Annotated in this window: 27 protein-coding genes, 7 tRNA genes and 1 pseudogene; 4 read left to right on the plus strand and 31 right to left on the minus strand. The window is 32.3% G+C overall.

Annotation, left to right across the window (positions count from 1 at the left end):
- Positions 1 to 8: 8 nt before the first annotated feature.
- From DFR85_RS23050 to DFR85_RS23065, 4 genes are read right to left on the minus strand one after another with little or no spacing between them, the layout of a single operon-like run.
- Entirely contained in the window at positions 9 to 443 is a 435-nt protein-coding gene (locus tag DFR85_RS23050; protein WP_110270299.1) for an Rpp14/Pop5 family protein, read from the minus strand.
- A complete protein-coding gene (locus tag DFR85_RS23055) occupies positions 424 to 981 on the minus strand; it encodes a PHP domain-containing protein (protein ID WP_110270300.1) in 558 nt (185 codons plus the stop codon). The genes DFR85_RS23050 and DFR85_RS23055 overlap by 20 nt, the downstream gene beginning before the upstream one ends.
- Positions 950 to 1,396, minus strand: a complete 447-nt coding sequence (locus tag DFR85_RS23060; RefSeq protein ID WP_110270301.1) for an RNA-binding domain-containing protein — start codon at positions 1,394 to 1,396, stop codon at positions 950 to 952. Before DFR85_RS23060 ends, DFR85_RS23055 begins: the two co-directional genes overlap by 32 nt.
- A gap of 2 nt (positions 1,397 to 1,398) precedes the next feature.
- Positions 1,399 to 2,043 (minus strand): 50S ribosomal protein L15e, encoded by a 645-nt coding sequence (locus DFR85_RS23065; protein WP_110270302.1) that lies wholly within the window; start codon positions 2,041 to 2,043, stop codon positions 1,399 to 1,401.
- A 68-nt stretch (positions 2,044 to 2,111) separates the two neighbouring features.
- Here DFR85_RS23065 and DFR85_RS23070 point away from each other — a divergent pair, with 68 nt between their 5' ends.
- Complete coding sequence (locus DFR85_RS23070; RefSeq protein WP_110270303.1) at positions 2,112 to 3,314, plus strand: redox-regulated ATPase YchF; 1,203 nt, start codon at positions 2,112 to 2,114, stop codon at positions 3,312 to 3,314.
- On the opposite strand, the gene spn is transcribed toward DFR85_RS23070, so the two are convergent.
- Genes spn through DFR85_RS23110 form a run of 8 tightly spaced genes read right to left on the minus strand, consistent with a single transcriptional unit; the run spans position 3,311 to position 8,345 of the window.
- Positions 3,311 to 4,513 (minus strand): bifunctional sugar-1-phosphate nucleotidylyltransferase/acetyltransferase, encoded by a 1,203-nt coding sequence (gene spn, locus DFR85_RS23075; protein WP_110270304.1) that lies wholly within the window; start codon positions 4,511 to 4,513, stop codon positions 3,311 to 3,313. The genes DFR85_RS23070 and spn overlap by 4 nt on opposite strands.
- Positions 4,485 to 5,135, minus strand: a complete 651-nt coding sequence (locus DFR85_RS23080; RefSeq protein WP_110271813.1) for a 30S ribosomal protein S3ae — start codon at positions 5,133 to 5,135, stop codon at positions 4,485 to 4,487. The genes spn and DFR85_RS23080 overlap by 29 nt, the downstream gene beginning before the upstream one ends.
- Positions 5,136 to 5,168: 33 nt before the next feature.
- Positions 5,169 to 5,855, minus strand: coding sequence for a tRNA (cytidine-2'-O-)-methyltransferase TrmJ (trmJ, locus tag DFR85_RS23085; RefSeq protein WP_110270305.1), 687 nt, complete (start codon positions 5,853 to 5,855; stop codon positions 5,169 to 5,171).
- Positions 5,815 to 6,426, minus strand: coding sequence for a HemK2/MTQ2 family protein methyltransferase (locus tag DFR85_RS23090; RefSeq protein ID WP_110270306.1), 612 nt, complete (start codon positions 6,424 to 6,426; stop codon positions 5,815 to 5,817). The genes trmJ and DFR85_RS23090 overlap by 41 nt, the downstream gene beginning before the upstream one ends.
- Positions 6,378 to 7,034: a 16S ribosomal RNA methyltransferase A gene (locus tag DFR85_RS23095; protein WP_110270307.1), complete on the minus strand. Its 657-nt coding sequence runs from the start codon at positions 7,032 to 7,034 to the stop codon at positions 6,378 to 6,380. The genes DFR85_RS23090 and DFR85_RS23095 overlap by 49 nt, the downstream gene beginning before the upstream one ends.
- Entirely contained in the window at positions 7,027 to 7,653 is a 627-nt protein-coding gene (locus tag DFR85_RS23100) for a DUF655 domain-containing protein (protein WP_110270308.1), read from the minus strand. Before DFR85_RS23100 ends, DFR85_RS23095 begins: the two co-directional genes overlap by 8 nt.
- A gap of 41 nt (positions 7,654 to 7,694) precedes the next feature.
- Entirely contained in the window at positions 7,695 to 8,033 is a 339-nt protein-coding gene (locus DFR85_RS23105) for an RNA polymerase Rpb4 family protein (protein WP_110270309.1), read from the minus strand.
- Between the two features lie 3 nt (positions 8,034 to 8,036).
- Complete coding sequence (locus DFR85_RS23110) at positions 8,037 to 8,345, minus strand: 50S ribosomal protein L21e (RefSeq protein ID WP_110270310.1); 309 nt, start codon at positions 8,343 to 8,345, stop codon at positions 8,037 to 8,039.
- Positions 8,346 to 8,432: 87 nt separating this feature from the next.
- On the opposite strand from DFR85_RS23110, the gene DFR85_RS23115 reads away from it, so the two are divergent.
- Positions 8,433 to 8,537: transfer RNA gene (locus DFR85_RS23115), tRNA-Leu, on the plus strand.
- A 936-nt stretch (positions 8,538 to 9,473) separates the two neighbouring features.
- A pseudogene (locus DFR85_RS23120) lies at positions 9,474 to 10,521 on the plus strand (ISH3 family transposase).
- A gap of 365 nt (positions 10,522 to 10,886) precedes the next feature.
- Here DFR85_RS23120 and DFR85_RS23125 read toward each other — a convergent pair.
- The 8 genes from DFR85_RS23125 to DFR85_RS23160 all read right to left on the minus strand — a co-directional run bounded on the left by DFR85_RS23125 (position 10,887) and on the right by DFR85_RS23160 (position 15,322).
- Positions 10,887 to 10,971, minus strand: a tRNA-Leu gene (locus DFR85_RS23125).
- A 41-nt stretch (positions 10,972 to 11,012) separates the two neighbouring features.
- A tRNA-Ser gene (locus DFR85_RS23130) sits at positions 11,013 to 11,113 on the minus strand.
- Between the two features lie 35 nt (positions 11,114 to 11,148).
- A complete protein-coding gene (speE, locus tag DFR85_RS23135; protein ID WP_110270311.1) occupies positions 11,149 to 12,060 on the minus strand; it encodes a polyamine aminopropyltransferase in 912 nt (303 codons plus the stop codon).
- Entirely contained in the window at positions 12,060 to 12,245 is a 186-nt protein-coding gene (locus DFR85_RS23140; protein ID WP_110270312.1) for a 50S ribosomal protein L37e, read from the minus strand. The genes speE and DFR85_RS23140 overlap by 1 nt, the downstream gene beginning before the upstream one ends.
- 14 nt (positions 12,246 to 12,259) lie before the next feature.
- Positions 12,260 to 12,487: an LSM domain-containing protein gene (locus tag DFR85_RS23145; protein WP_110270313.1), complete on the minus strand. Its 228-nt coding sequence runs from the start codon at positions 12,485 to 12,487 to the stop codon at positions 12,260 to 12,262.
- Positions 12,488 to 12,542: 55 nt separating this feature from the next.
- Positions 12,543 to 12,632, minus strand: a tRNA-Tyr gene (locus DFR85_RS23150).
- Between the two features lie 573 nt (positions 12,633 to 13,205).
- Positions 13,206 to 13,280 (minus strand) — tRNA-Val (locus tag DFR85_RS23155).
- Between the two features lie 122 nt (positions 13,281 to 13,402).
- Positions 13,403 to 15,322 carry a beta-CASP ribonuclease aCPSF1 gene (locus DFR85_RS23160; RefSeq protein WP_432417925.1) on the minus strand — a complete coding sequence of 640 codons (1,920 nt, stop codon included), beginning with the start codon at positions 15,320 to 15,322 and terminating at the stop codon, positions 13,403 to 13,405.
- Positions 15,323 to 15,395: 73 nt separating this feature from the next.
- Between DFR85_RS23160 and DFR85_RS23165 the strand changes: the two genes are divergently transcribed.
- Positions 15,396 to 16,454 carry an NAD(P)-dependent glycerol-1-phosphate dehydrogenase gene (locus DFR85_RS23165; protein WP_110270315.1) on the plus strand — a complete coding sequence of 353 codons (1,059 nt, stop codon included), beginning with the start codon at positions 15,396 to 15,398 and terminating at the stop codon, positions 16,452 to 16,454.
- A gap of 2 nt (positions 16,455 to 16,456) precedes the next feature.
- Here the strand turns inward: DFR85_RS23165 and DFR85_RS23170 are convergent, their stop codons facing one another.
- The 11 genes from DFR85_RS23170 to DFR85_RS23220 all read right to left on the minus strand — a co-directional run bounded on the left by DFR85_RS23170 (position 16,457) and on the right by DFR85_RS23220 (position 24,075).
- Positions 16,457 to 17,149, minus strand: coding sequence for an FKBP-type peptidyl-prolyl cis-trans isomerase (locus DFR85_RS23170; RefSeq protein WP_110270316.1), 693 nt, complete (start codon positions 17,147 to 17,149; stop codon positions 16,457 to 16,459).
- A 56-nt stretch (positions 17,150 to 17,205) separates the two neighbouring features.
- Positions 17,206 to 17,291: transfer RNA gene (locus tag DFR85_RS23175), tRNA-Ile, on the minus strand.
- 47 nt (positions 17,292 to 17,338) lie between these two features.
- The gene (gene ahcY, locus DFR85_RS23180) at positions 17,339 to 18,589 is read right to left on the minus strand and encodes an adenosylhomocysteinase (protein ID WP_110270317.1); all 1,251 of its coding nucleotides are present in this window, start codon (positions 18,587 to 18,589) and stop codon (positions 17,339 to 17,341) included.
- 39 nt (positions 18,590 to 18,628) lie between these two features.
- Entirely contained in the window at positions 18,629 to 19,912 is a 1,284-nt protein-coding gene (locus DFR85_RS23185) for a TrpB-like pyridoxal phosphate-dependent enzyme (RefSeq protein ID WP_110270318.1), read from the minus strand.
- A 64-nt stretch (positions 19,913 to 19,976) separates the two neighbouring features.
- Positions 19,977 to 20,051: transfer RNA gene (locus DFR85_RS23190), tRNA-Val, on the minus strand.
- 41 nt (positions 20,052 to 20,092) lie between these two features.
- Positions 20,093 to 20,533, minus strand: a complete 441-nt coding sequence (locus DFR85_RS23195; RefSeq protein WP_246253067.1) for a RecB-family nuclease — start codon at positions 20,531 to 20,533, stop codon at positions 20,093 to 20,095.
- Entirely contained in the window at positions 20,517 to 21,488 is a 972-nt protein-coding gene (locus DFR85_RS23200) for a DNA cytosine methyltransferase (protein WP_110270320.1), read from the minus strand. The genes DFR85_RS23195 and DFR85_RS23200 overlap by 17 nt, the downstream gene beginning before the upstream one ends.
- Complete coding sequence (gene tfe, locus DFR85_RS23205; protein WP_110270321.1) at positions 21,466 to 22,002, minus strand: transcription factor E; 537 nt, start codon at positions 22,000 to 22,002, stop codon at positions 21,466 to 21,468. Before tfe ends, DFR85_RS23200 begins: the two co-directional genes overlap by 23 nt.
- Positions 21,999 to 22,511, minus strand: a complete 513-nt coding sequence (locus tag DFR85_RS23210; RefSeq protein WP_110270322.1) for a tRNA methyltransferase — start codon at positions 22,509 to 22,511, stop codon at positions 21,999 to 22,001. Before DFR85_RS23210 ends, tfe begins: the two co-directional genes overlap by 4 nt.
- Positions 22,512 to 22,522: 11 nt before the next feature.
- A complete protein-coding gene (gene hflX, locus DFR85_RS23215; protein WP_110270323.1) occupies positions 22,523 to 23,587 on the minus strand; it encodes a GTPase HflX in 1,065 nt (354 codons plus the stop codon).
- Positions 23,584 to 24,075: a multiprotein bridging factor aMBF1 gene (locus DFR85_RS23220; RefSeq protein ID WP_110271814.1), complete on the minus strand. Its 492-nt coding sequence runs from the start codon at positions 24,073 to 24,075 to the stop codon at positions 23,584 to 23,586. Before DFR85_RS23220 ends, hflX begins: the two co-directional genes overlap by 4 nt.
- Positions 24,076 to 24,120: the final 45 nt, after the last annotated feature.

Consider the following 24,120-nt stretch of genomic DNA (forward strand, 5'->3'; position numbering starts at 1 on the left):
CGGCCTCATCACATACTCATAAGTTTTTTAGCTCTCTTTAAACTACCAGTTGTCCTAGTTGCCACTATTAAAACTTTCGTATTATTAATTTCTTTGACTAATGGTAGTGATGCTATAACTACTTTATAACCTGCTCTGTTTGTAGATATAACGCCTTGTAATTTATTTGGATCATAAAAAACAACTTTTGGATTAGAAATTTCTAACCACATATTTCCTAATAGCTCTTTTACTGATCTCCTTATAGCATCCTCTATAGTTTTGTTTGAAATATTTATATTTTCGTTTTTCGACAAAATTATATAAAAAAGTATATATCGTTTGGATCTTATGCTTCGCTTATTAATGATTTTTTTTGTGTAAATATTTTTATTTTTAATCACATATAATGTCAGCATTATTAACCAGACCAAAAGTACTAAGTCAATAATTATTTGAAGCATGTATTAAGAGTTTCAAAGGATTATCATAAATCCATCGTAAAGCCTCTTCTTCATCCGCTCCATGGATAACAAGGTAGTTTAATTTAGAGATAGGTGTCCATATCTCATTTATATCTTGTGAGTAAGAAGAAAAAACCACATTAAACCATTTGTACGCCAACGGAATTATTTTATATATTAAATATGATGAGGAAGAAGGAAGTGGTATTTCTACAAATTTATTATGTTGCCTTAATAAGTTCAGTGAAGTTTTTTTAAGGATTCTGAAATTACTATCATCTATTATTATACCAGATATTTTACTATTTATAATGCCATATCTTAACACGTCCTTAGATAAGGGCTTAAGAAAAATCAGCCTTTTTTTCTTGATCGAGGCGATACCATTCTTAAACTCTTTTAAATTTGACGCAATTATAGTTTTTCTTAAATATTTATATGAATATTGGAAATTATCTTCTAAAAATGATATATTATATCCAACTTTCTTTAATATTGGCAATAGATCATGATTCTTTATGCAAGTCTCTATTAACAAATTGCTTAAGTTCCTCCTTGAATTCCTTTAATCTACCCCCAGTACCTATTATAACTTTTATAATATCATCACCATCTTTGAGAGCTAATTTATTCTTAGCTATTAGAAGTTGTTTATCTAGCCTTAAATGAACTTTACTTTTTTCTACTCTAGAATCTAGCGTACTTAACAAGTAGATTATGTCTGCCTTGTCAAATTTTGATAACAACGTATCAAGTATTTTACTGCACACTTTCCCTTGAAATAAATATTTTATTTCAATAATTGAATCTCCATAATGCCCCTCTATTCTTTCCTCTTCTATTTCACCTTCCTTAACATAATCTGATAATAAACTATCAATAGCGTACTTAATCTTATCCTTATTTTCAGTTTGATAAGAAAAAACTAGAAATATTATATTATTTAATTTCATTTTCACTTTCCAGGTATCTTATAATTTTGAAGTCTATAGTATTTATTGGCCTCATGTCTTTTCTTTAGTTCTCTCTCTTTCTGCTTCTTAGAATTCTTATGGTTTATGGTATATTTAAGACCTCTTGATTTACTTAATCCCCTAGCTTTCTTACCAGCAGACGTAAGACCTCTAAATACTCTTCTATGATTGGAAGAATTTTGAAGCCACTTGAGATCTTTGTCAGCCTTAATTACTGGATGGTTAGGGTCAACTAGAATTATTTCATAATATTTATAAAGTCCGTCTTCTCCTACATAGTAACTTCCTAGTACTTCTAAATTAGGAAATTTTCTTGCAGCTTTCTCTTCTGCTATCCATCTGTAACCTTTAGAAGGAGAATAACCGTATACCCCCATTCTTTTAGGTCTTCTGCCACTATTAGGTCTAAGCTTATCTGAACCTCCTCTACTTACCCTTACTCTAACTACTGTAAACCCTTGTTTAGCTTTATATCCTATTTCTCTAGCTCTATCTAACCTTGTGGGTTTAGCAAGTCTTACTATACTATTATCATCTCTCCATTCTATCATGCGCGCTTTTATTACATTTTTCCAATTATCTGATTGCCATGTCTTAGATATATAACTATACATTGATAAAGCCATTATTATTCAACCTACTACTCAATAACTAATTAAAAAGTGTGTTGTATCATATTTATGGTAAATATAACATGATATCTATAGGGTTAATAGGCAAAACTAATGTAGGTAAAAGTACATTCTTTGAAGCTGCTACATTATTAGATGTAGAAATAGCTAATAGACCATTTGTGACTATTGAGCCAAATATTGGAATAGCATATGTTAAAAATAGATGTGTGCATACAGAATTAAATGTTACATGTAATCCTAAGAATTCTGTTTGTATAGGAGATTATAGATTTATACCAATAAAATTAATAGACGTTGCCGGTTTGATTCCCGGAGCGCATGAAGGAAGAGGGCTGGGTAATAAATTTTTAGATGATCTAAGAAAAGCAGACGTGTTAATTCATGTAGTAGATATTAGTGGATCTACCAATGATGAGGGATTACCTGTACCTCCAGGTACAAGAGACCCGGAAGAAGACATAAAATTCATAGAAAATGAAATAGACGAATGGTTCTATTCCATAATTATAAAAGATTGGGAGAAATTTTCCAGAATAAGTGATCTGGGAGGAAAAGATATTATCGAATCATTACTTTCTAAATTATCTGGACTTTCAATAAATAGAGAGCAAATAATTAAAACTTTAAGTACTACTAAACTAGAAAATTTAAAACTCATGCAATGGACGAAGGATGATATAAAAATATTTAGTAAAACTTTAAGAGAAATATCAAAACCTATAATAATAGCTGCTAATAAAATAGATATTTCTACTTCTAAGAAAAATTTTGAAAAAGTTAAATCTAAGTATAAATATGTTATACCTACAAGTGCAGAATCAGAATTAGCATTAAGAAAGGCTGCAAAGGCAGGAATAATAGATTATATACCTGGCGAAAGTCATTTCGATATTAAAGAAAAAATAGACGAAAAAAGATATAAAGCATTAGAGTTCATAAAAAATAACATTTTAGAAATATATGGTTCAACAGGAGTTCAACAAGCTATAAACACTGCAGTATTAGATGCATTGAATCAAATAGTAGTTTACCCAGTAGAAGATGAAAGAAAATATACAGATAAAAATGGAAATGTATTACCAGACGCTATATTAATAAAAGAAGGTTCAACACCAAAAGATCTGGCAGCACAAATACACAGCGACCTTGCAAAAGGATTTCTTTATGCTATAGATGCTAAGAAAAAAGTTAGAATAGGGGAAAATTATAAGCTAAAAAATAACGATGTTATAAAAATAGTTTCTACTTTAGCTCATGGTTAGTTTTTGTAAAATTCCCCCTTATTTACGTCTCTATTAACTATAGAACCTGGATATATAGTTGCATATGCTCCTATTTTTATCCCTGGTAAAATTGAAACATTAATACCAGTTTTCACATAACCTCCCATTATTGTACCAAGTTTTTTCCTTCCAGAAGAAATCTTATTTCCTTTTATATTTATTTTCACATTTTGCTCATCAAATCGTAAATTAGCTATTAATGTACCAGCACCTAGATTTACGTTTTCCCCCAGTATACTATCTCCTACATAACTCAGATGTGGAATCTTAGAATTTTCCATGATTACGGATTCTTTAATTTCTACTGAAGCGCCTACTTTATTATTCTGTGTTAAAATCGTATAAGGTCGTAAATATGAATTAGGGCCTATGATACAATCTTTTCCTATATAGACTGGACCTTGAATATAACTACCATGAAGTACTTTAGCCCCTTCTTCTATAACTACTTTACCGATTATTTTGACATTATCGTCAATTTCTCCTAGATTTTTAGGTTCTTTATTATCTAATGCAATCTTATTTACATCAATAACCTGCCAAGGTCTTCCTACATCAATCCAGCTTCCTTTATACTGTACTACAAAAATTTTCTCATTTTTTGCCATTAAATTTACTGCGTCAGTGAGTTCATATTCTCCTCTACTAGAAATAGATATTTTATCTATATATGTAAATATATCAGGATTAAACTTGTATATTCCAGAATTAATAAAATAAGATACGGGCTCCATAGGTTTTTCGATAATCTTTTCTAAAATAGAATTTTTCATTAAAATAACTCCATATTCGGTCGGATTATTCACTTTAACTCCAACAATTGCGTTCTCGGTAAAATTCAATACTGATCTTATTGCATCTTCATCAAAAAATATATCGCCGTAAACTAGCAAAAAATCCTCTGAAATATTGCCTACACTAGCCAATGCTGCAGCAGTTCCAGAATTTTTACCTTGATAATATAGCTTAACCCCTTTAAGCCTATTATAGAAAGCCGAATATTCGGCGCTTAGTTCTGAAGGTATAACAATATATATATCGCTTACATATTTTCTTAACAAATCTATTGTATACTCTATTAACGTACTTCCCAAAACTGGAACAAAAGGTTTAGGTCTAGTATGAGTTATTGGTTCTAGTCTTTCCCCTTTACCCGCTGCTAGTATTACTGCCTTCACTAGTTACTGCAACCTCCTTAGGTAATTCTAATAGCCCTAGTACTTTAGATTTTTCTATTTCTACTTTCCTTAGCGGAGCTATTTTCTTTGTTTCGCTAAATATAGTATTAGATAAGTTTCCAAAAACCATTTCTTGAACAAATTCATCAAATGTATGGGCTTCTGCGTCCTTACGAATAAGGTCTTGCATAATTTTCCTTATTGCAGTTCTTTGTTCTCTATGCAACCTATATGTAGTTAATGCAAGTCCTTTAACTCTTAGCTTATATCCGTCTTTTGTAGCTACGTCTATTACAGTATTTACTTTGGAGCTTTTTCTTCTCACTAGAGATCTTATATAGTCCCTAGATAATTCATGACCATAAAACGCTGTATATAATCTATCGCCATCATGTGAAGCTACTTTAAAATATATGTGAACGTAAACCATACTGAAATCTCCGGTTAAATCGTAAAGCGTAGTTTCTACCTTTCTACCTATAGTCTGATCTACAGTAAAAGCAGGGGTTGAACCCAAAGATATCTCCCCAAAAACTTTTGGAGAGTATATACTATACCATCTCTTCATTTTCCACTTATCTTTTATAGCTCCGCTAGAACCTCTTGAACCTTTTGAAGACATATTAAAAGTCATTTACACATTTAGTATTAAAAGTCATTCTTTATCCTGATGCAAAATTCTAGTATATATCTTCCTTAAGAATCTTATAACTGTTCTAGCTTCTTCCTCATCGCTAACACCTTTAATTAATGCACGTTTTAAAGCGAAATACATTGATAGATCACCTTCATAATTTTTTATAAGATTGAATAATAATTTTGAATATTTATCTATTAAAACTAAAGACTCTGATGTAACTTTCATTTTTCGCGAATCTTTAGTTTTCCACAACTCATAAAGTACTATCCCTACCGCATGAGATAGATTTAACGTAGGATATAGCTTGCTTGCCGGTATATATAATAAAAAATCCGATTTTGCTATCTCTTCTCTAGTTAGCCCTACACTTTCTCTTCCAAATATTAACGCTACTTTTTTACCTCCTATTATATCATTGAGTTCCCATGGTCTTATAGCTTTCCTTAGAATATCTCCTTTAGTATCAGCAATACTTGACGTGGCTATTTTTAGCTCAACACCTTTTATAGCATCATCGAACGAATTTACTATCAACGCATTTTCTAGAATATCTCTACCTTTTGCTGAAAAACTTTCTGCGTTTACAATATTACATTTAGGATTAACTATATACAACTCATCTATATCAAAGTTTTTACACAATCTTGCTACAAAGCCTACGTTATATTCTCCTTCTGGCTCTACTAGTACAACTCTTATCATACAACTCTAAAGCAATTAACTCTTCAAAACCTATAACCTTCTCTACTTTTTTAGAGACTATAAATCCGCGTTTTTTAATATTTCTAAGAATAATTTCCTCATTGTCTAAACTGGAATAAATTGTATATACACGCTTTGCTTGTATTTTATTTAAGAATCTTACTAAAACTTCGCTTCCTATCTTTCCACCAGACCAACTATACTCTATCCATGAGTTGTATTCTTCTACTGGCAAGTAAGGAGGATTAAATATTGCTACGTCCCAATGTATGTCACGAAAGCATTCTAACATGTCACAATTCACTATATTAATATCGACATTATTCAGTTTTGCTGTACATAAAGTAACCAAACTAGCGTAAGGATTTATGTCTACTGCGCTAACTATTCCTTTCATTCTAGCAGCTAATACGCTTAAAATTCCTGATCCTGAACCTATTTCTATGACTTTTTCCCCATTATTAACCTTAATTATCGAAAGGAGCATTTCGCTATCTTCTGCTGGCTCATAAACATTATCATCTAAGCATATGTTAATCCCATATATTTTAGTAGTTCTGAAATTTGACATGGCCTAAAATCCCTTACCTTTTTTTCTTCGTTAGCCTTAATACCACAAATGGAAGCGGCATTTTTAATTTTTTTATTTCTATATTTAGTAATACATTTTAGAATTTTTGTAATATAAGGATCATAATGTCTAATTTTGGTAAATAATACAATTTGAGAAAAAACTTTAGGTGATGGACAAAAAGCTTTAGGGGGTATAATATCTTTTGGAATTATTCTATAGTAATAATTTAGAATAAATGATATAAAAGTTGGATAAGTCATAATTTTATCTACAAAATCCTTTTGTAAAATAAGAAGTAAACTATTAATCTTGTCATTTTTAATCACTTCTTCGAAAAAAACCTCAGTTATAGAATATGGAAAAGACGATATTATCGAACCCCTATATACGGGTAAGTATCTAGCGTCAGATATAACTAAGTTATATTGTCTTATATTAGGAATAAATTTTTTATCTATTTCTATACATAAATCTGGATTTATTTCCTTTGATATTACACCGTTCCCACAACCTATTTCAATAATAGGATATGAAAAATCTAAATACGAAATAAATTTTTCTATAAATTTACTGTCACATAGAAAATTCTGAGAAAGATTAGTCATTTCCTCTTAGCTTATCTAAGTATCCTACATATATTACTTGCTCTTGAGGTTTTCTATGTTCCACTTCTGTAGGATACACGAATAGATAATATTTATCTTTCCTTTCTATCTCAGTCAATATTCTTTCCACTATAACGTCTATAGTGTTCTTTATTCCAGTTCTTTGTTCAATATCAGAAAAACTTTCAAAAGGCTTTTTCTTCCGTTCTTCTAATATAATTCTTAATGTTTTCTTTCCTATACCAGGTAAAAGTTCTAATGCATGCAATTTTATTGTTAATGCGTCAGATTTATTGAAAAATTCTACAAAAACTCTTTCTTTATTTGTGACTATTCGTTTTACTACTCTAGGTAAAGTATCTTTAGCTACACTAGTTAAATCCTCATAACTTATTACTACATCTATTCTTAATGCAGAAGAATTAAACAAATCTACTTTCTCTTCTATTTGAAAATCTTGATCAGAAACCAATGCTTCCATTAATATAAAATAGTCTTCACCGATAACTTGAGCTAACGGTCTATTCTTATGACCTCTGTGTTTATCTAAAGGATTACCTTCCCTTAAATAATCTAGTACATATACAAACCTTTCCTTCGGTCTCCTTCTCTGTAACATATTGCCACTATAATTTATTATTTATATCTCAATAAAAAATATCAACTCTTTAAATGCTTCTTAATAGACTCAATAACTTTCTCCAAATCATCATTGGAATATGTCTTATTATCAATAACAAGAATTGCTCTTAACTCATCAATTGTAGTAGGGCAAATACTAGCTATCATTGCAAGTACTTCTTCTTTCTCTATAATTGGTTTTATTTCATCTAATAAAGAGCTTACATCTTCATTAGAGCACTTTTCTACATTATTCAAATATTCATATACACGTTGAATCATAGGTGACTGTAATCCGCTCTTAATTATTTCATAAATATATTTTTTAGCTTCACTATAAGAAATATAATGCTCATCAATTATCGATTCAGAAGACATAATTTATTCACTTTTATTTGAAAATAAAACAAGATGCTCTGGTCTAACTATAATTAGTTTTTCCTTATTTCCTAGATTCACTTTTACTTCATATGCTTTACCTCTTTTAGAAATAACACTACCTACTTTACCTTGGTATCTCCTATGTGGCATACCATTATGTATTGCAGAGTTTATCTTCACAATAACCTTATCGCCTACCTTGAACTCATACATTAACCTACTTAAAGATGGAATTGCTCCTCTTTCTCTTGGAGATTTCTTTAGTAACTTACGAGATCTAGTCCTATTGCCTCTAGAATGTTTTACCATAATTTTACCCTACAGTAGGTAATAAAGATAGACAAATTAAATTTTTGGGAAAGATATTTAAGGGAATTTATCGCTAAAAATAATAGTGCGGGGATGCCCGAGCATGGTCAAAGGGGGCGGACTTAAGATCTGCCCAGCGTATAAGAGATCCGCTGGCGAAGGCCTGCGTGGGTCCAAATCCCACTCCCCGCATCTTTTGAAGATGCAAGAAATTAATTTTGAGATTAAATTCGTATAAGTGTAAATCAGTTACATGTTATTTATAAGTTAATATATCTAATACAGCGTAATATTAAAATGTAATTATTATAGTTATATTATCATTGCTATATAGACTAGTTGAATTTTCTTAGATATTAAGTTGACTGATAGACATAAAATTCTAAATCTAACGTAAGATTAAAGATAAGCTATACGTTCTCTCTGAAAAATTTGAGAGATCACAAAGTATATTATCATATAATAAACTGCTCAGTTAACTATTGTAATATTATAAGTTCAAAATATTAACTATAACAAAACGCCGAAATTTTTATGTAAATGATTAATAAGATATTTACTCATATTGATATTTTTTGCTTAAATCCCATATTCTGTCTTTTTTAAGGAGTAAGGAAGAGATCTAAAAAATAACTTTAGAAGATTATGAGTAGTTGATATCTAAATATTCTGACTTTTACTGTGAATATAATTAACCTTGAACGTATGTTAGTTTTTAAATTCAGAAGAATTATATAATGACTAAATAATTTGTAATATATCTTACAAATTTCCATTACTAGTGAACTCCTACGGTGATTTTCACGAACAACACTCCTAAACAAGAAGACAAGCTTTACAAGAGTGAGACTAAGAAGACTAGGTATAGGAGAGGAGGTAGTGAAGGCCCTCAAGTTGACCCAATCAAGTAGTTCCTTCGGCTCTTCAAGCCATCGCCTAGCCATGTTAGAGGCAAAGCATGTGGAGCTTACCACGCCCTAACCGGTAGACCCAAAATCATATTAGAAAAAATATCTCTGGTAGGATAATATCGAATTTATAAAAGATAAAGAAATTTATAAGAGTGTAAAGAATTGAAGAAAGGGTTTAAGGTGAGGGAGATGGAGTATTACCACGTGAGATAGGAAGATGGTAACACCCGGTCTCCCTCACCAAAATAACATTCAACAAATAGGATATAAATTACTTTCCATGTTGAACTTCCAAGGGGAAAAGGTATATGAGGTAGCAAAAACTCTCATCTCCGCGTGTTTGTGGAACGACTCTGTAGAGAACAAGTCCAGAGCGTATGACGTATCCCCACAGACCGTGAGGAATTACGTAGAGAAACAAGGGATGGAAGTGATTGAAAAGCTATTGGAAAGAGCTAGGAAAATATCCTTGGAGATATTAAAGGGAGTGAATGAGATAGATCTTTCAATAGACTGGACAACCAAGACGTGGTATGGGAAACCAGTGAAAGGGCTCGGGAGCTCTGAAAAAGGAAACTCGTGGAACTACGCAACTGCAACAACCAAGTATAAGGGGAAAGTACTTTTACTTGCCTTTATTCCGCAAGTGAACGGTATGACTAAGGAAGAGATAGTGAAGATCCTCGTGGAGCAAGTAATGGCAATGGGATTCAAGATAAGGTTGATAACTCTTGACGCTGGTTTCTACACAGTTGATGTGCTCAATTTCATTTCACAGTTTAAGTATATAATTGCTGTGCCTGTTGGGGACGTGAAGGTGTTTGAGGAGTTTGACGGGGATTACACAACTAATAGTAAGTAGGAGGGATGAGCAGGTCAAGTTCAGGCTTCTCGTGTATAGCAAGGAAAAAGTGAGGAGAAAGAAGAGTCTTGTTTATTTTGCTAGGGCTACTAATCTAGATCTGCCCAAGAGGGAAGTGTTGGATTTGTACAATAAGGTAAGAGGTCCTATAGAGACCTCTTATAGGAACATTAAGGCTTTTCTTCCATTTACTAGTTCTACTAAGTTTGTTTTCCGCACGTTGATCTTCGTGCTGGCCATTGTACTCTACTCCTTATATACCATATTCAAGGGGGAGGTGGGGAGAGAGGAGTTTAGATTATTATTAATTCTTTTATTTCCTGATTTATTCAATCCAGAGAATTTTACATTTAATGTAATTGAAACACTTATTTACACTATAGATTTATTTTTAAGGAGGTGATTTTGGGTCTACCGTAACGGACGTGGCTTCCTGCTTCAAAGCCCCACCTTGCCAGTTGTAGAGGGCGGAGCTCCACAGTGAGTGTCGTTCCGATCCCGAGCACTAATGTGACCCTACAGTGTCCCCTTATGTGACTGTTGAATGGAGTAGAAGCGTACCACATAGACCCTCGCTTTAACCAAGGCGGTGACGCTTACTCCGTCAGTGATTGTAATTAAGAGAATATTCGAAAAAGACGTATATAAGCCTTACAAAGGGGTTTATCCATCTCCACGGATGTAGTCTTCCGCTCCCTTTGAACCCCTGAATCTAATAAATGGAGTTAAATTCTTGCATAAGAAATAGTTCCTAAGTATCGTATAAAATGCGGGGAGTGGGACTTGAACCCACGCAGGCCTTCGCCAATAGGGCCTGAACCTATCCCCTTTGGCCTAGCTCGGGCATCCCCGCTTACTAGTATAAATTAACTATAATCTAATAAAAATAACTTGCGCCGGGGACGGGATTTGAACCCGTGTGTCCTTGGAAGGACAGTGGGTAGCTTGCAATCTGGTCTCGAGCCCACCCCCTTAGTCCACTCGGGCACCCCGGCATATAGCATATTAATATACTTCTAAAAAATTAAAATTATGCCGGAATATAAGTAGGATTACTTTCTGTAGATATCTTATTTTGTTTTATCATTTCCTGGCGTATATATTTAGGTATACTGAATATAGTATGATGAGTTTCTCCATCATAAAATCTTAGTTCGCCATTTATCCTTTCCTTAATCTTTTTATCAATATCTTCTTTAGAAAGGTCAATAGGATTAATATAATCAGAAGCGTAAACAAATCCCCATAATCCGTCAAATGCAGGTACGTATACTATTGATGTTACAACATACTGGAAAATATGTTTTAATGTATTATATATAGTGGTAAAAGTATCAGTGTTAAATGATGGAGAAGTAGCTTGAGTAACCATACCTCCGCCTACATTTATATGCTTTTTAAGCTTTTCATAGAATTCTTTTGTATACAATTTGTAAGATGTGTTTCCTAATATAGGATCAGTAAGATCTAATATAATTGCATCATAATTATCGTTATTATTATCAAAAAAATTATATGCATCGCTAATTATTATCTTAGATCTAGGATCATCAAAAGAACCTTTATGCCATTCTTGAAGATATTTTTTTGCAAAGTCTATTACTGACTGATCTATATCTACCATAACGCTCTCAGTAACTAATTTGTGCCTTAATACCTCCCTAAGTGTAGCACCCTCTCCACCGCCTAATATAAGAACATTTTTAGGATTTTTTATGCTTAAAAGTAAAGGATGAACTAACGTTTCATGATATATAAATTCGTCAAATACACTAGATTGAATTTTGCCATCTATAATGAGGGTCTTGCCAAACCTAGTTAATTCCGCTACCATAATTCTCTGATATGATGTTTTTATATCCTCTATTACTCTATCAATCAAATGCCCATGAAACTCACAAGGATATTGCCATTCTAAATGCCAGCTCCATCCATATTGCATTACTTAATCCTTACCCCGTTAACCTTTTTATTCTGCCATGAGTAGCTTCTTATTCTCTTAGATTTTCCAAACCCGCATGCTGCACAGTAGTGTTTAGTTACATTATATGAATTTCTTCCACATCGTCTGCATCTAATATGTGTATAATTGTTATTCATTTTTCCAAATGAAGGTGTACCTTTCATATTACCTCACTGATTTATTGTTGTATAGGCGAAATAAGTATAACATTATCTCCTCTTATAACTATCGTACCTATTTTTTTTCCACTTCCGTCTGACTGAATCTCTTCAGAATCTGAAAGTACTAGATTCATATGTTGATCATAACTCTTTAAAGTTCCTCTGACTTCCTTACTTCCCTTTAGTTTTACTAGTACTAAACTTCCTAAAGATTCTGCGAGTAACTTATGCGCGGTTTCTGCCAAAATCTCACCTACACGATAAAAGGAACAACTAATTTATAAATTATTTGACAATTAGTCCCGCCGCGGGGACTTGAACCCCGGACCACCCGGTAACTGCCCTCTATCTACAGCCGGGCGCTCTAAAACCGGGCTGAGCTACGGCGGGTGTACATTGTAAGTTATATTAAGAATAAATAAAAATCTTTCTCCCTATTTTTTAGCCAAACACCTAAACCTAGATAATACTTAGATGCTACCCTAAATTTAAACGCCGTGACAAATATATTATATACTTAATTTAACATTAACTAATATTTTATAAATTCAACATTTAATGAACTAGTACGTACATTGATAAATTTATCTTATCCTAATATTTTAAAAGAGCTAGTTCAAATATAAACATAAGGACAAATTATAATAATATTTGGAAAACTTTAATCAAATTCTGTTTTTATTATACTATCTCATCCTATTTAAATAATTCTGTTATTAACTATTATCTAATATACTGACTTAATTCCTTATTTATGCATCCTCAATTATAGATTTATAATAAGATTAAATTCAAATCTGATAGTACTTAATTCATTTTACCTTTATTTTTCCTATTTAGAGTTCACATAAGCCAAAATAGTATCAATATATATTGTATAATTTTAAAAAGCTAAAAACATTTTCTACTATAATTAAGAAGAATTCGAATAGATTTTCACATAAATGTTAGAACATTATAAGATGGGCCCGCTGGGATTTGAACCCAGGATTACTACCGTGTCAGGGTAGCGTCCTAACCATGCTAGACGACGGGCCCTCGACTAACTTATATATTAACGCATACTTAAAAGATTAATTTATATGAAATTCGTCTTAACGTATAGATTATAAAAATACATATAATCGTATTGGATTACAAAAAAGAGATTTATTGAGAAATTATACTACTCTTAAACTATCAAGTATATTTGGTGCATAAATACTGGCGCTCTTTATCCCTAATCTTTCCTTTTCTTTTTGATTTTCTATTATTCTCATAAAAGATCTTATAGATGAAGCTTCTCCATGATCTAATACAATATTTCTAGGCTTTGGACTTAAGTCTCTTAAAAAGTTAAGTAATTGGATTTTATCTGAATGCCCAGAAAATCCATCTACTGTTTCTACTTCCATGTTTATACTAATGTTTTCTATTCTTCCGTCTCTGTTTATTATCTGAACTTCCTTAGATCCATCTCTTACTTTTCTACCTAATGTTCCTTCAGCTTGATAACTTACAAAAATTATAGAATTTCTCGAATCAGATGCCATATTTTTGAAGAACTCTACTGCAGGACCGCCGTTTAACATTCCAGATGTAGCTAATATTATACTTGGATCTCCTTGGGCAATATCCTCTTTATATCCTTCTATTCTCTTGAACATTTCGGATACAAAGGGATTTTCGTCTTTATAGAGTATAGAATCCCTAACTTCTTTACTTAACCATTCTGGATATGCAGTATGTATAGCTGTAACTTCATCAAATAATCCAGTTACATATACTGGAACTTCTGGAATTAACTTTCTCTTCATAGCATCGTTTATAACGAGCATCATTTCTTGCCCTCTACCTACTGCTAGTACGGGTATGAGAACTTTACCTCCTCTACTTATGGTCTTATTAATTATTTCTATTAATTCGGCTTCAGATTCTTCCCTATTTGTTTGTCTTTGTGCGCCATATGTAGTTTCCATTATAAGTGTATCTACTTTAGGAAACTCATTAACTGCTCTATCTAGTAACCTTGTCTTAGCATACTTAAAATCACCAGTATATACTACGTTATGTAGACCATCTCCTATATGTAAATGTGCCATTGCTGAACCTAGAATATGGCCTGCGTTATAAAATGTTAAACGTATGTCTGGAGCAACATCGGTTACCTCTTCATAATCTAATGTTATAGTATGAACTAATTCTTTTCTTACTTCTTTAGCAGAATACGGTAAAGGTCTACCTTCCTTTTCGGCTACGTCTAAGAGATCTAGTTGCATTAATGCCATTACGTCTCTTGTAGGCTGTGTAGTATATACTGGACCTTCGTATCCATATTTAAAAAGAAATGGTACCATTCCACAATGATCTAAGTGTGCATGTGTAATTATTACCGCGTCTAGATCTTCTAATCTTAATTGATCAATGTCAAGCTTAGGATACATTTTCTCTCCAAAATTAACGCTAGGATTAACACCGGTATCCAAAAGAACTCTACTTTCGCTAGTTTCTACTAGAACTGCAGATCTACCTATCTCCTGAAATGCACCTAAAGCTGTTATTCTCACATATCGATCCTTATATATTACCTCTCTATGTATTCTTTCTCCGAACGTCTTTAGAATTTTTGCTCTATATTCAGTCTCATTATATATATGAGTAAGAACACTTTCTACGGTCTTTGATTTTATAGGGGGTTCTCTAATTATTTCTGGTCTCCAAAATGTTTCTAAGAATATTTTTTGTTGTATTGATCCGCCTTTACCTATAACTAGACCAGGTTTTTTTGCTCTTATTAATACTTCACCTAACTCGTCATCAAATTTTATATCAACTATTTGCGCTTCTTGAGGAACTAGATTCTTTATTATTTCTATTGTTTCTTTTTCATCTTTCCTTATTGACCTATCTGCTTTAATAACTATTCGCTTTTTAATTTCCTTAGCTATTTTTTTTATAGATTCGACATTACTTGATAGAAATGACGGATTTTTAACATATACTGCTATTTCCGGACCTTCGAATTCTATTCTAGTTATTTGCGCATCTTTTGGTAGTCCGTTATATATCGAAGATATTATGCTTAGCCTATTATTAGACACTATACTCACCAAGAAATAGAAACCAACAACATTAATCCTTACTTTTTAATATTTAAATCTTGTCATGTATATTATGGCATCAGAAGAACATATAATAGATTTACCAAAGAGAATTTATGTTGGTAATGGGATAATAGATAAATTACATGAATACTTTTATCAATTAAACTCGTTATCTCCGTTTTTAATTATAACTGGTCATAATATAAGAAAAATTGTAGTAAGTAAAATTCTTGACGAAATAGGAAATATAGAAAGCAATATTGAAGTAGAAGAAGTAGAAGAAGCTAATATTGATGAGGCCACTAGAATAGAGGAAATAGCAAAAAAGATGAATACAAATACTATAATAGGTGTAGGTGGAGGTAAAAGTATAGATATCGCAAAATATACTGCATTTAGACTAAATAAAGATTTTATAAGCATACCTACAGCTCCATCACATGATGGAATAACATCGCCTTTTGCATCAATAAAAGGATTAGGAAAGCCAGTATCTATGAAGGCTAAAGGCCCAATGGCTATTATTGCAGATATAGATATAATGAGTTCTGCTCCTAAAAGGTTAATAAACGCTGGAATAGGAGACACTGTAGGTAAAATAGTAGCAGTTAGAGATTGGAGACTAGCCGCAAAATTAAGAGGCGAGTATTATGGAGATTACACTGCATCTTTAGCTCTTCTTTCTGCAAAACACGCATTAAACTGCACAAAGATAATAAATAGAGACCTAAAATATGGTGTAAGATTACTCACGGAAGCACTAATAAGTAGTGGAGTAGCTATGGGTATGGCAGGGAGTACGAGACCCGCTAGTGGATCTGAACATCTTTTTGCGCATGCTGTAGAGATGTTATACCCTAATTCAGCATTACACGGAGAATTAGTAGGAATCGGAACAATAATAATGGCATATATTCATGGAATAAAATGGAAAGAAATAAAAAGAGCATTAGCTAGGATAGGATTTCCTTTAACTGCTAAAGAGCTAGGAATACCACGAGAAATCGTAATAAAAGCATTAACAATAGCCCATACTATAAGACCAGAAAGATATACAATACTTGGAGATAGAGGATTGACATGGAGTTCTGCTGAAAAAATAGCAAAAGATACTGGAATAATAGATTAAATTTAAAAAACGGACTTATCGTATTTTTCAGTGTAGCTTACAACCGATTCTGGAAGAACAAACGTTATTATATCCTTTGCTAACATGAATTTCCTCATCTGTATATCTTCTAGAAGGAAAATATCCTTATTTACGTTAAAATTAACATTTTTCTTATCATCTGTAATTTCAAAGTTTAGTTTAGGATTACTACCGAACCATCTCTCTAATAAAGCCGAAATTTTTTCCTTATCGTCTTGTAATTGTTTAACTATTTTTACCTGATATAAAATAGTCTTTCCTGCATAAGGATGATTAAGATCTATAATTACTCTTCCACCGCTTACGCTTTTTATAGTAGCTAAAGAACCATCCTGAAGTCTTATTACCATATTTGGATAAGGGCTAATACCTTGTCTTTTTAATTCTCCTAATGATACTATTTTTATTTTTGTAGGATCTCTTTCTCCATATGCTTTATCTGGAGTAACTTCTATGGTTTTTTCTTCGTTTATATTAAAATTATATAATGCCTCTTCAAGCCCTTTTACTAATCTATGTTCTCCTAATATAACAAGTTGTGGCCCATATTTTTTTTCTGAATTGAAAATATTAGCTTTTTTTGCCTCTTCCTCAATAGTTGTATCAATTATTTCATTAGTATCCTTTATTTTTGCAGTATAATCTATATATAGGAAATCATTATCCTTGAACATATGAATCTAGAACCACTAAAGGTTAAGGATTTTAAAATTAGTTGTTAGAAAAGAGATGGGCCCGGAGGGATTTGAACCCTCGACCACTCGGTATCTCAACAGGCTATGAGCCGAGCGCTCTACCTAGCTGAGCTACGGGCCCACTTCTATTTTCTATAAAATAATCCCTTATAAGACTTACGTAAAAAATTATGTGCCGTATTTCCATTGTTTTATATACTCTTTTTGTTCTTCAGTCATGGTCTCTATTTCTATACCCATACCTTTTAGTTTAAGAAATGCCACTTGCTCGTCTATATCTAAAGGTACATTATAAACTCTTTTTTCTATAGATAAATGATTTTTTACAATATAATCTACTGATAAGGCTTGATTAGAAAAGCTAAGATCCATAACCTCACTAGGATGTCCTTCTGCGGCTGCTAAGTTTACTAATCGACCATCTGCCAGTAAATACACTTTATTCCCATTAGGTAATTCGTATTCTTCTGTATATGGTCTTATGGTTCTAATATTTTTGGCTATTTCTTTCAATCCTTTAACATCTATTTCAACATTAAAATGTCCAGCATTAGCTAGTATAGCACCGTTCTTCATTAGGAGTATATGATCTTTGGATATTACGTTTATATTTCCAGTAGCTGTAACAAATAGATCTCCAATTTTAGCTGCGTCTTTCATAGGCATTACATCAAATCCATCCATCAAAGCTTCTAATGCCCTTAACGGACTTACCTCCACTACTATCACTCTAGCTCCCATTCCTCTTAATCTAGATGCTATGCCTCTGCCAACCCAACCATAACCTACTACTACAGCTACCTTACCAGCTATCAAAATATTTGTAGCCCTTAAAATACCATCTATTGCACTTTGTCCAGTTCCTACTCTATTGTCAAATAAGTATTTTGTAAATGCATTGTTAACTGCTATAACGGGATAAAGCAATACTCCTTGTTCTTCCATGGCTTTTAATCTTATTACTCCAGTCGTAGTCTCTTCTGTACCTCCAAATAGTTTAATATTCCTATATTTTTCATGAATAAGAGCATGTAAATCTCCGCCATCATCCATAACAACGTTTGGCTCATACTTTAGAATTTCGTTCATATTATTGTAATAATCTGTTTCTGACTCTCCTTTCCATGCGAAAACATGTATTCCATCATATTTAACAAGAGCCGCCGCTACATCGTCTTGAGTAGAAAGTGGATTACTTCCTGCCAGGTATATATCAGCTCCAGCTGCCTTTAATGTTCTAACTAAAGCTGCAGTTTCTTTAGTTACATGTAAGACTGCACTAATTCTTATACCTTTAAAAGCTTGAGAAGAAGATAGTTGTTGTCTTATGCTAATTAATGCTGGCATATGCATTTCTGCCCATTCTATTTGTTTCTTACCTTGATCTGCAAGTGACAGATCCTTTACATTATATTCCATGCCTAAATAAAGATAAAACTACATTATTAAATTTAAAACCTATTTAAAGCCTAAAACATCGGCATAATTACCTAGATCTAATAATCCATGTCCAGAGAAACTTACAAGTACTGTTTTTTCTTCTCCTTCTTTTTTAGCATTATCAGCTATTTCTTTAAGTATTGGAAGGGCATGACTAGTTTCTGGAGCTGGAATCCAGCCTTCTATCTCCGAAAATATTCTAGCCCACTTAAAGGCTTCTTCTTGGCTATAATCCCGTGATTCAACTATTCCCTTATTCATTAAAAGAGATAATGAAGGAGCAACCGCATGGTATCTTAATCCTCCAGCATATACTGCAGGCGGTATAAAATCATAACCTATAGTGTACATTTTTAGCATTGGGAGTACCTTCCCTGTATCTGGATAATCGTATCTGTAAACTCCTTTAGTCATTTTTGGAACTTCCAGAGATCCAGATGCTATATATTTTCTTCTTATTTTTCCACTTCGTAATTCGTCTCCTAAAAATGGATATGCTAAAGCAGCATAATTAGATCCTCCGCCTACAACTCCTATTATATAATCTGGATCTTCTCCAATTTTTTCCATTTGAATTTTTGCTTCTTGACCCGCAATAGTTTTATATAAGATATCTGAATTAACTACACTTCCTACTAAATATTTTCCTCCATTATTTAAGGCATACGTTATAGCATCAGTAATTGCTATACCTAAACTACCAGGATTATTTGGATCCTTCTCTAAAATCTTTTTTCCATATTCAGTAAAATCTGAAGGACTGGGATGTATCTCTGCTCCATACATTTCTATCATATATTTTCTATAAGGTTTTGCAAAGTAACTAGTTCTAACCATAAATACATATGCTTTCATTTTAAAAAGAGCACTAGCTAATGCTACTGCCGATCCCCATTGCCCAGCTCCTGTTTCAGTAGAAACAAACTTAGCATTATCTAATGTAGCATAATATACATGCGGAATAGCACTGTTAATCTTATGAGAACCGGTATACGTATGACTTTCCATTTTCATATATATCTTAATATAACCACCAAGATATTCTTCTAATTTTTTAGCTCTAATTATAGGCGTAGGTCTACCTACTTGTAAATATCTTTCAATAACCTCATCAGGAATTTTTATATACCTCTGAGTTGAGAATTCATTTTCCAAATCTTTTGATGGTAAAGCTTGTTTTAGAACTCCAAAAGATTTTCCAGTAGGGTCTTGTGGTTGAGGTAAAGGTTCTGGTAAATCCGGAAGTATATTATACCAATTAGTTGGAATCTCGTCTTGAGATAAGTCGTATCTAAGAATCATAATAGACTGTCCCTTTAATAATATTTAAGATTTTAAGTAATTATCTAATAAAGAGATAAAGGAATGGGCCCGTAGGGATTTGAACCCTAGACCTCTGCCTTGTAAGGGCAGCGTCCTAACCAGGCTAGACGACGGGCCCTTACTTTATTTCTATCCGTTTTATACTTTTATAGTTTTCTTTTAGTTTTTGCTATTATTGATTACACAATAAAGTAACGCACCCAAAGAAGCCACTGGACCAATATCTAATTTTATTCTAGGGAGTCTAACTATTTCACCAAGACTTTGTTCAATTTTTGTAAATCCACTTTCTATTCCTGAAAATACTATTAATGTTTTTTTATTATAATCTATACTATCTGGATGCAATTCCTTATCAGAGTAATTTGATAAAAGGTATACGTTATCTGGATGCAATAATTCTATTGCGTCTTTAAGATCAGGTAAAACTATAAACGATTTGCCTTGTTTAAAAGCCAATTTACTTAAATCTGGTATACCTGTTTGCGCGGCAGTCCCACTAACTTTAGTTATTACAAAATATTTAATATCAAAATTAAATACTGCTTTAGAAAAATCCATCAATCTTTGATAACTTGCAATATTATGTAGACCTATCATTATCACCAAAAATTTTCACCTTTATATATGATGCTATAGCATTTGATAAGACTACTGGAACTGATTCACCTATTTGATTATACTGCTCGTCTTTACTACCTATAAAAACATGATCGTCTGGATAGCTCATAAGTCTTGCTTGTTCTCTCACAGTTAGATACCTATCATGAAATGGATGAATAAATCTAGAATTACCTAATATTGTTGGAGCTAGGTCATACGGATCGAGTCTAATATAAACAGGAACATCGCCCCTATAACTTCTAAACATAGTTAAATAATCTCCGTAGCTTAGTTTTGAAATCTCTTTCATTTTCTTTTCTGATAATTCAGTTATTTCATTATTAGGTATATCAAATCTTTCTTCAAGATCATTTATAGCCTCTGCCACGGTAACTTTCTTTTTATCTTTAGCAGGGCATATAGCTATATTCGAAATAAATACTCTAGTTCTTTTAGACGGATTCCCATAATCTTCAGCATGGAGAAAATTAAAAATTGGTTTATAACCATTCTTCATAAATTCTGTAATTAAGGCTTCCTTAAGCTCTCGTGTCTCAACTATTGCTGGTACGTTCTCCATTACAAACACTTTAGGTCGTAATTCTCCTATTAACCTAATATATTCAAGAGTTAGGGTACCACGCTCATCTAAATACAATCTATCTATAGCATTATTCAATCTAAAGGGATTAGCAGCTGTAAAAGGTTCACAAGGAGGACTTCCTATTACAATATCTGGAGGTTTACCTCCTATAAGATCAATTATATCTCTGCTTGTTATATTTCTTATGTCATCCTCGATTGTAATTGTTGAAGGAAAATTCAAAGCATAAGATCTTGCTGCTGAGTGATTTATGTCAATACCTAACAATATTTTAAATCCTTGTTGCCTAAATCCTAATGAAAATCCTCCAGTTCCACAAAAAAGATCAACTACTGTTAGAGGGGCCAAGTTTAGTCTCTTTATCTATTTCATCTTGCAAATCTTTTATCTTCTTCCCTAATACTTCCCTAACTTTTTTAGAGTCATAATATTCTAGTTGTGACCCACAACGCGGGCACTTAAATTCGTTCTCAAAGGCTTCCTCGAAAGTATATTTATTTTTATCTTCTGGACAGATATAGAACTCATTGTTTTCTTCGTACTCTAATCTAGTTTTTAGCTTCTCTAAAATTTCTCTTTTTCTATTTAATAATATATCGTTTATTTGATCTGTATTTACTTTCCAATAATATACGTACCAACCAGTATCTTTATCTCTAGACCGCCTGTAGCTTACTAAACCTTGGTCTGCTAATGCATAAAGTTTTTTCCTTACTTCGTTCACTTTTACTCCTAATTCATTAGCTATTTCATCATCGGTTATTTCTATTTTTCTGTTTAAGAGAAATTGCAAAACATCTAAAACCTCCTCTCCTAATAACTCTTTAGCTAGGCTTGTGACCAAATTATCTATATTACTCATTTTTTAATCACCTTTTTTCCTGCTTTTTGGGGAACAATAAGAAATTTTGAGTCTCCAAATACTATATTTAGTTGTTCTCCCTTATATATTCTATCTAAAAAAATTGCTAAAGCAGCAACTTCAGAATGTGGCTGATTAGAGATTGCTATATTATAATCCGCAGCATGATAATACCAACTTTCTACTTTTTCTGCACCTACAATTACGAGAATGTTATCTAGGTCTGGTATAGTGCCAGCAATACTATTAATATTTATACCATACATAGTAAGATGAATAACTTTTCCGCCGTTGTTTTTCCATTCTTCTACGAGTTTCTTTGGGTTTTTAATAAATGAAAGAGTAAAATAATTTCCTCCCCACTCATTTTTTACCTTTTCTATACTTTTAAGTATATTTTCATCCTCCCCTTCAATATATATCCCCTTAGCGCCGAAAGCTCTGGCAACCAATGCAACATGCGTAGTAACTCTCTTGTCTCTACCTGGCCTATGACCAAGTCTTAGTATATAAATATTTTTTAACTCAGAAGTTTTAATGTTCTCTCCCTCAGCACGTCTATATTATATAACTTAGTTGCTGAAGTAGAAATAACATCAATTATCGGAAAATAAAGTTCATTACTTAGCTTTGAAATAATGTCAAGTTTTCGTAAAACGTCAGTATTATCATGCACTTTATCTACTTTATTAGCAACCATTATTATAGGTTTGCCAGATACACCTATTTCTCTTATTATATTAAATGATGATTTTATCATATCAATTAAGGTAAGATCTGGCAACGAAATATCTACTACCATTAGAATTCCAGACGCATATTTTATTTCTGATAATGTGACAAAGAAAGCCTCAATAATTTGAGGAGGGATTCCTCTTATAAATCCAACTGTATCTACAAGAAGAATCTTTTTACTATCAACCTTTATTGAATATCGCTTAGGCGAAGTTGTGGTAAACATAGAATTATCTACTTTTTGACTGAGCCCAGTAAGTGCGTTAAATATTGAAGTTTTGCCAGCGTTAGTATAACCCGCTATAGCAATACTCGGTAAACCTTCATTTTTAGTCTTTTGGACCTGAATTTCTCTACTTTCCTTTAGATGTTCTAATTCTTTAGATATTCTTGATATTTTTCTATGATAAAGTCTTAAAGTCGATTCTACGCCGTATACTCCTGCGCCTAATGGACCTTGTTGTTCTGTTATTTTAGATTTTTTATACATATCCTTTATTATAGGTAACTCGTATCTTAGCCTAGCTAATTCTATCTGTAGCTTTGCTTCTTTAGATCCAGCATGAAGCGCGAATATTTCTAACAATAGCAAAAGTTTATCTATAACTTTCTTTTCAGGTATTTTCCTATTAAGGTTAATAAAATGTCTTGGCCTAAGTAAATCGAAAATTATTATAGTATCGATATTATTAGACTCTGCAATTTTAGCCAATCTGTCTTCTTGAATATAAAAAAATGAATTAGGCTTCTTAGGTAATTTATATATATCTAAAATCTCATAACCGGCTGTTTCAGCTAATGTTAATGCTTCATCTTTAAATTCGTCTGATACAAAGAGTACTGCTTTCACTTCCTCCCCTCTCTTATGTTTATTATATCACCAAGCGTTAATTCATAATTATTTATATTATTAGAGTTATTATCATTGCTCTCATCAATTTTTACTAATATTTTTATTGATAAGATCCTTTCTAAATCTTTGGCTAGTTGTATTGTTGGTTTTAGTTTTCCAGTTTCAATTCTTTTTACAATATTCTCTTGAACTTTTAATTTTTGCGCCAATTCTTTAGTGCTCATCCCGTGACTCTCTCTAGCTTCTTTAATTATTTTCGGATAGTCATCTACTATCTCCCATATAGTTTCTGTTTGAGTTTTTTTCGTTTGTCTTGATTGTACAGTATTTTGCTTTTTATTTTCAACAATTTTTGCATGACTTTTTATTTTTGAATAACATGCAGGACAAATAGTAATCGTACTACCTTCATAGTTCACAGTAATTCCCTTCCCATGTATTACAGATCCACATAACTCACAGTAATTCTCGGCTTCTTTCTGCATACTATCACTTATATAATAAATGGCAACAAACATTTTTAGTCTATC

Origin of the sequence: Acidianus brierleyi, assembly GCF_003201835.2 — an archaeon.
Classification (GTDB): domain Archaea; phylum Thermoproteota; class Thermoprotei_A; order Sulfolobales; family Sulfolobaceae; genus Aramenus; species Aramenus brierleyi.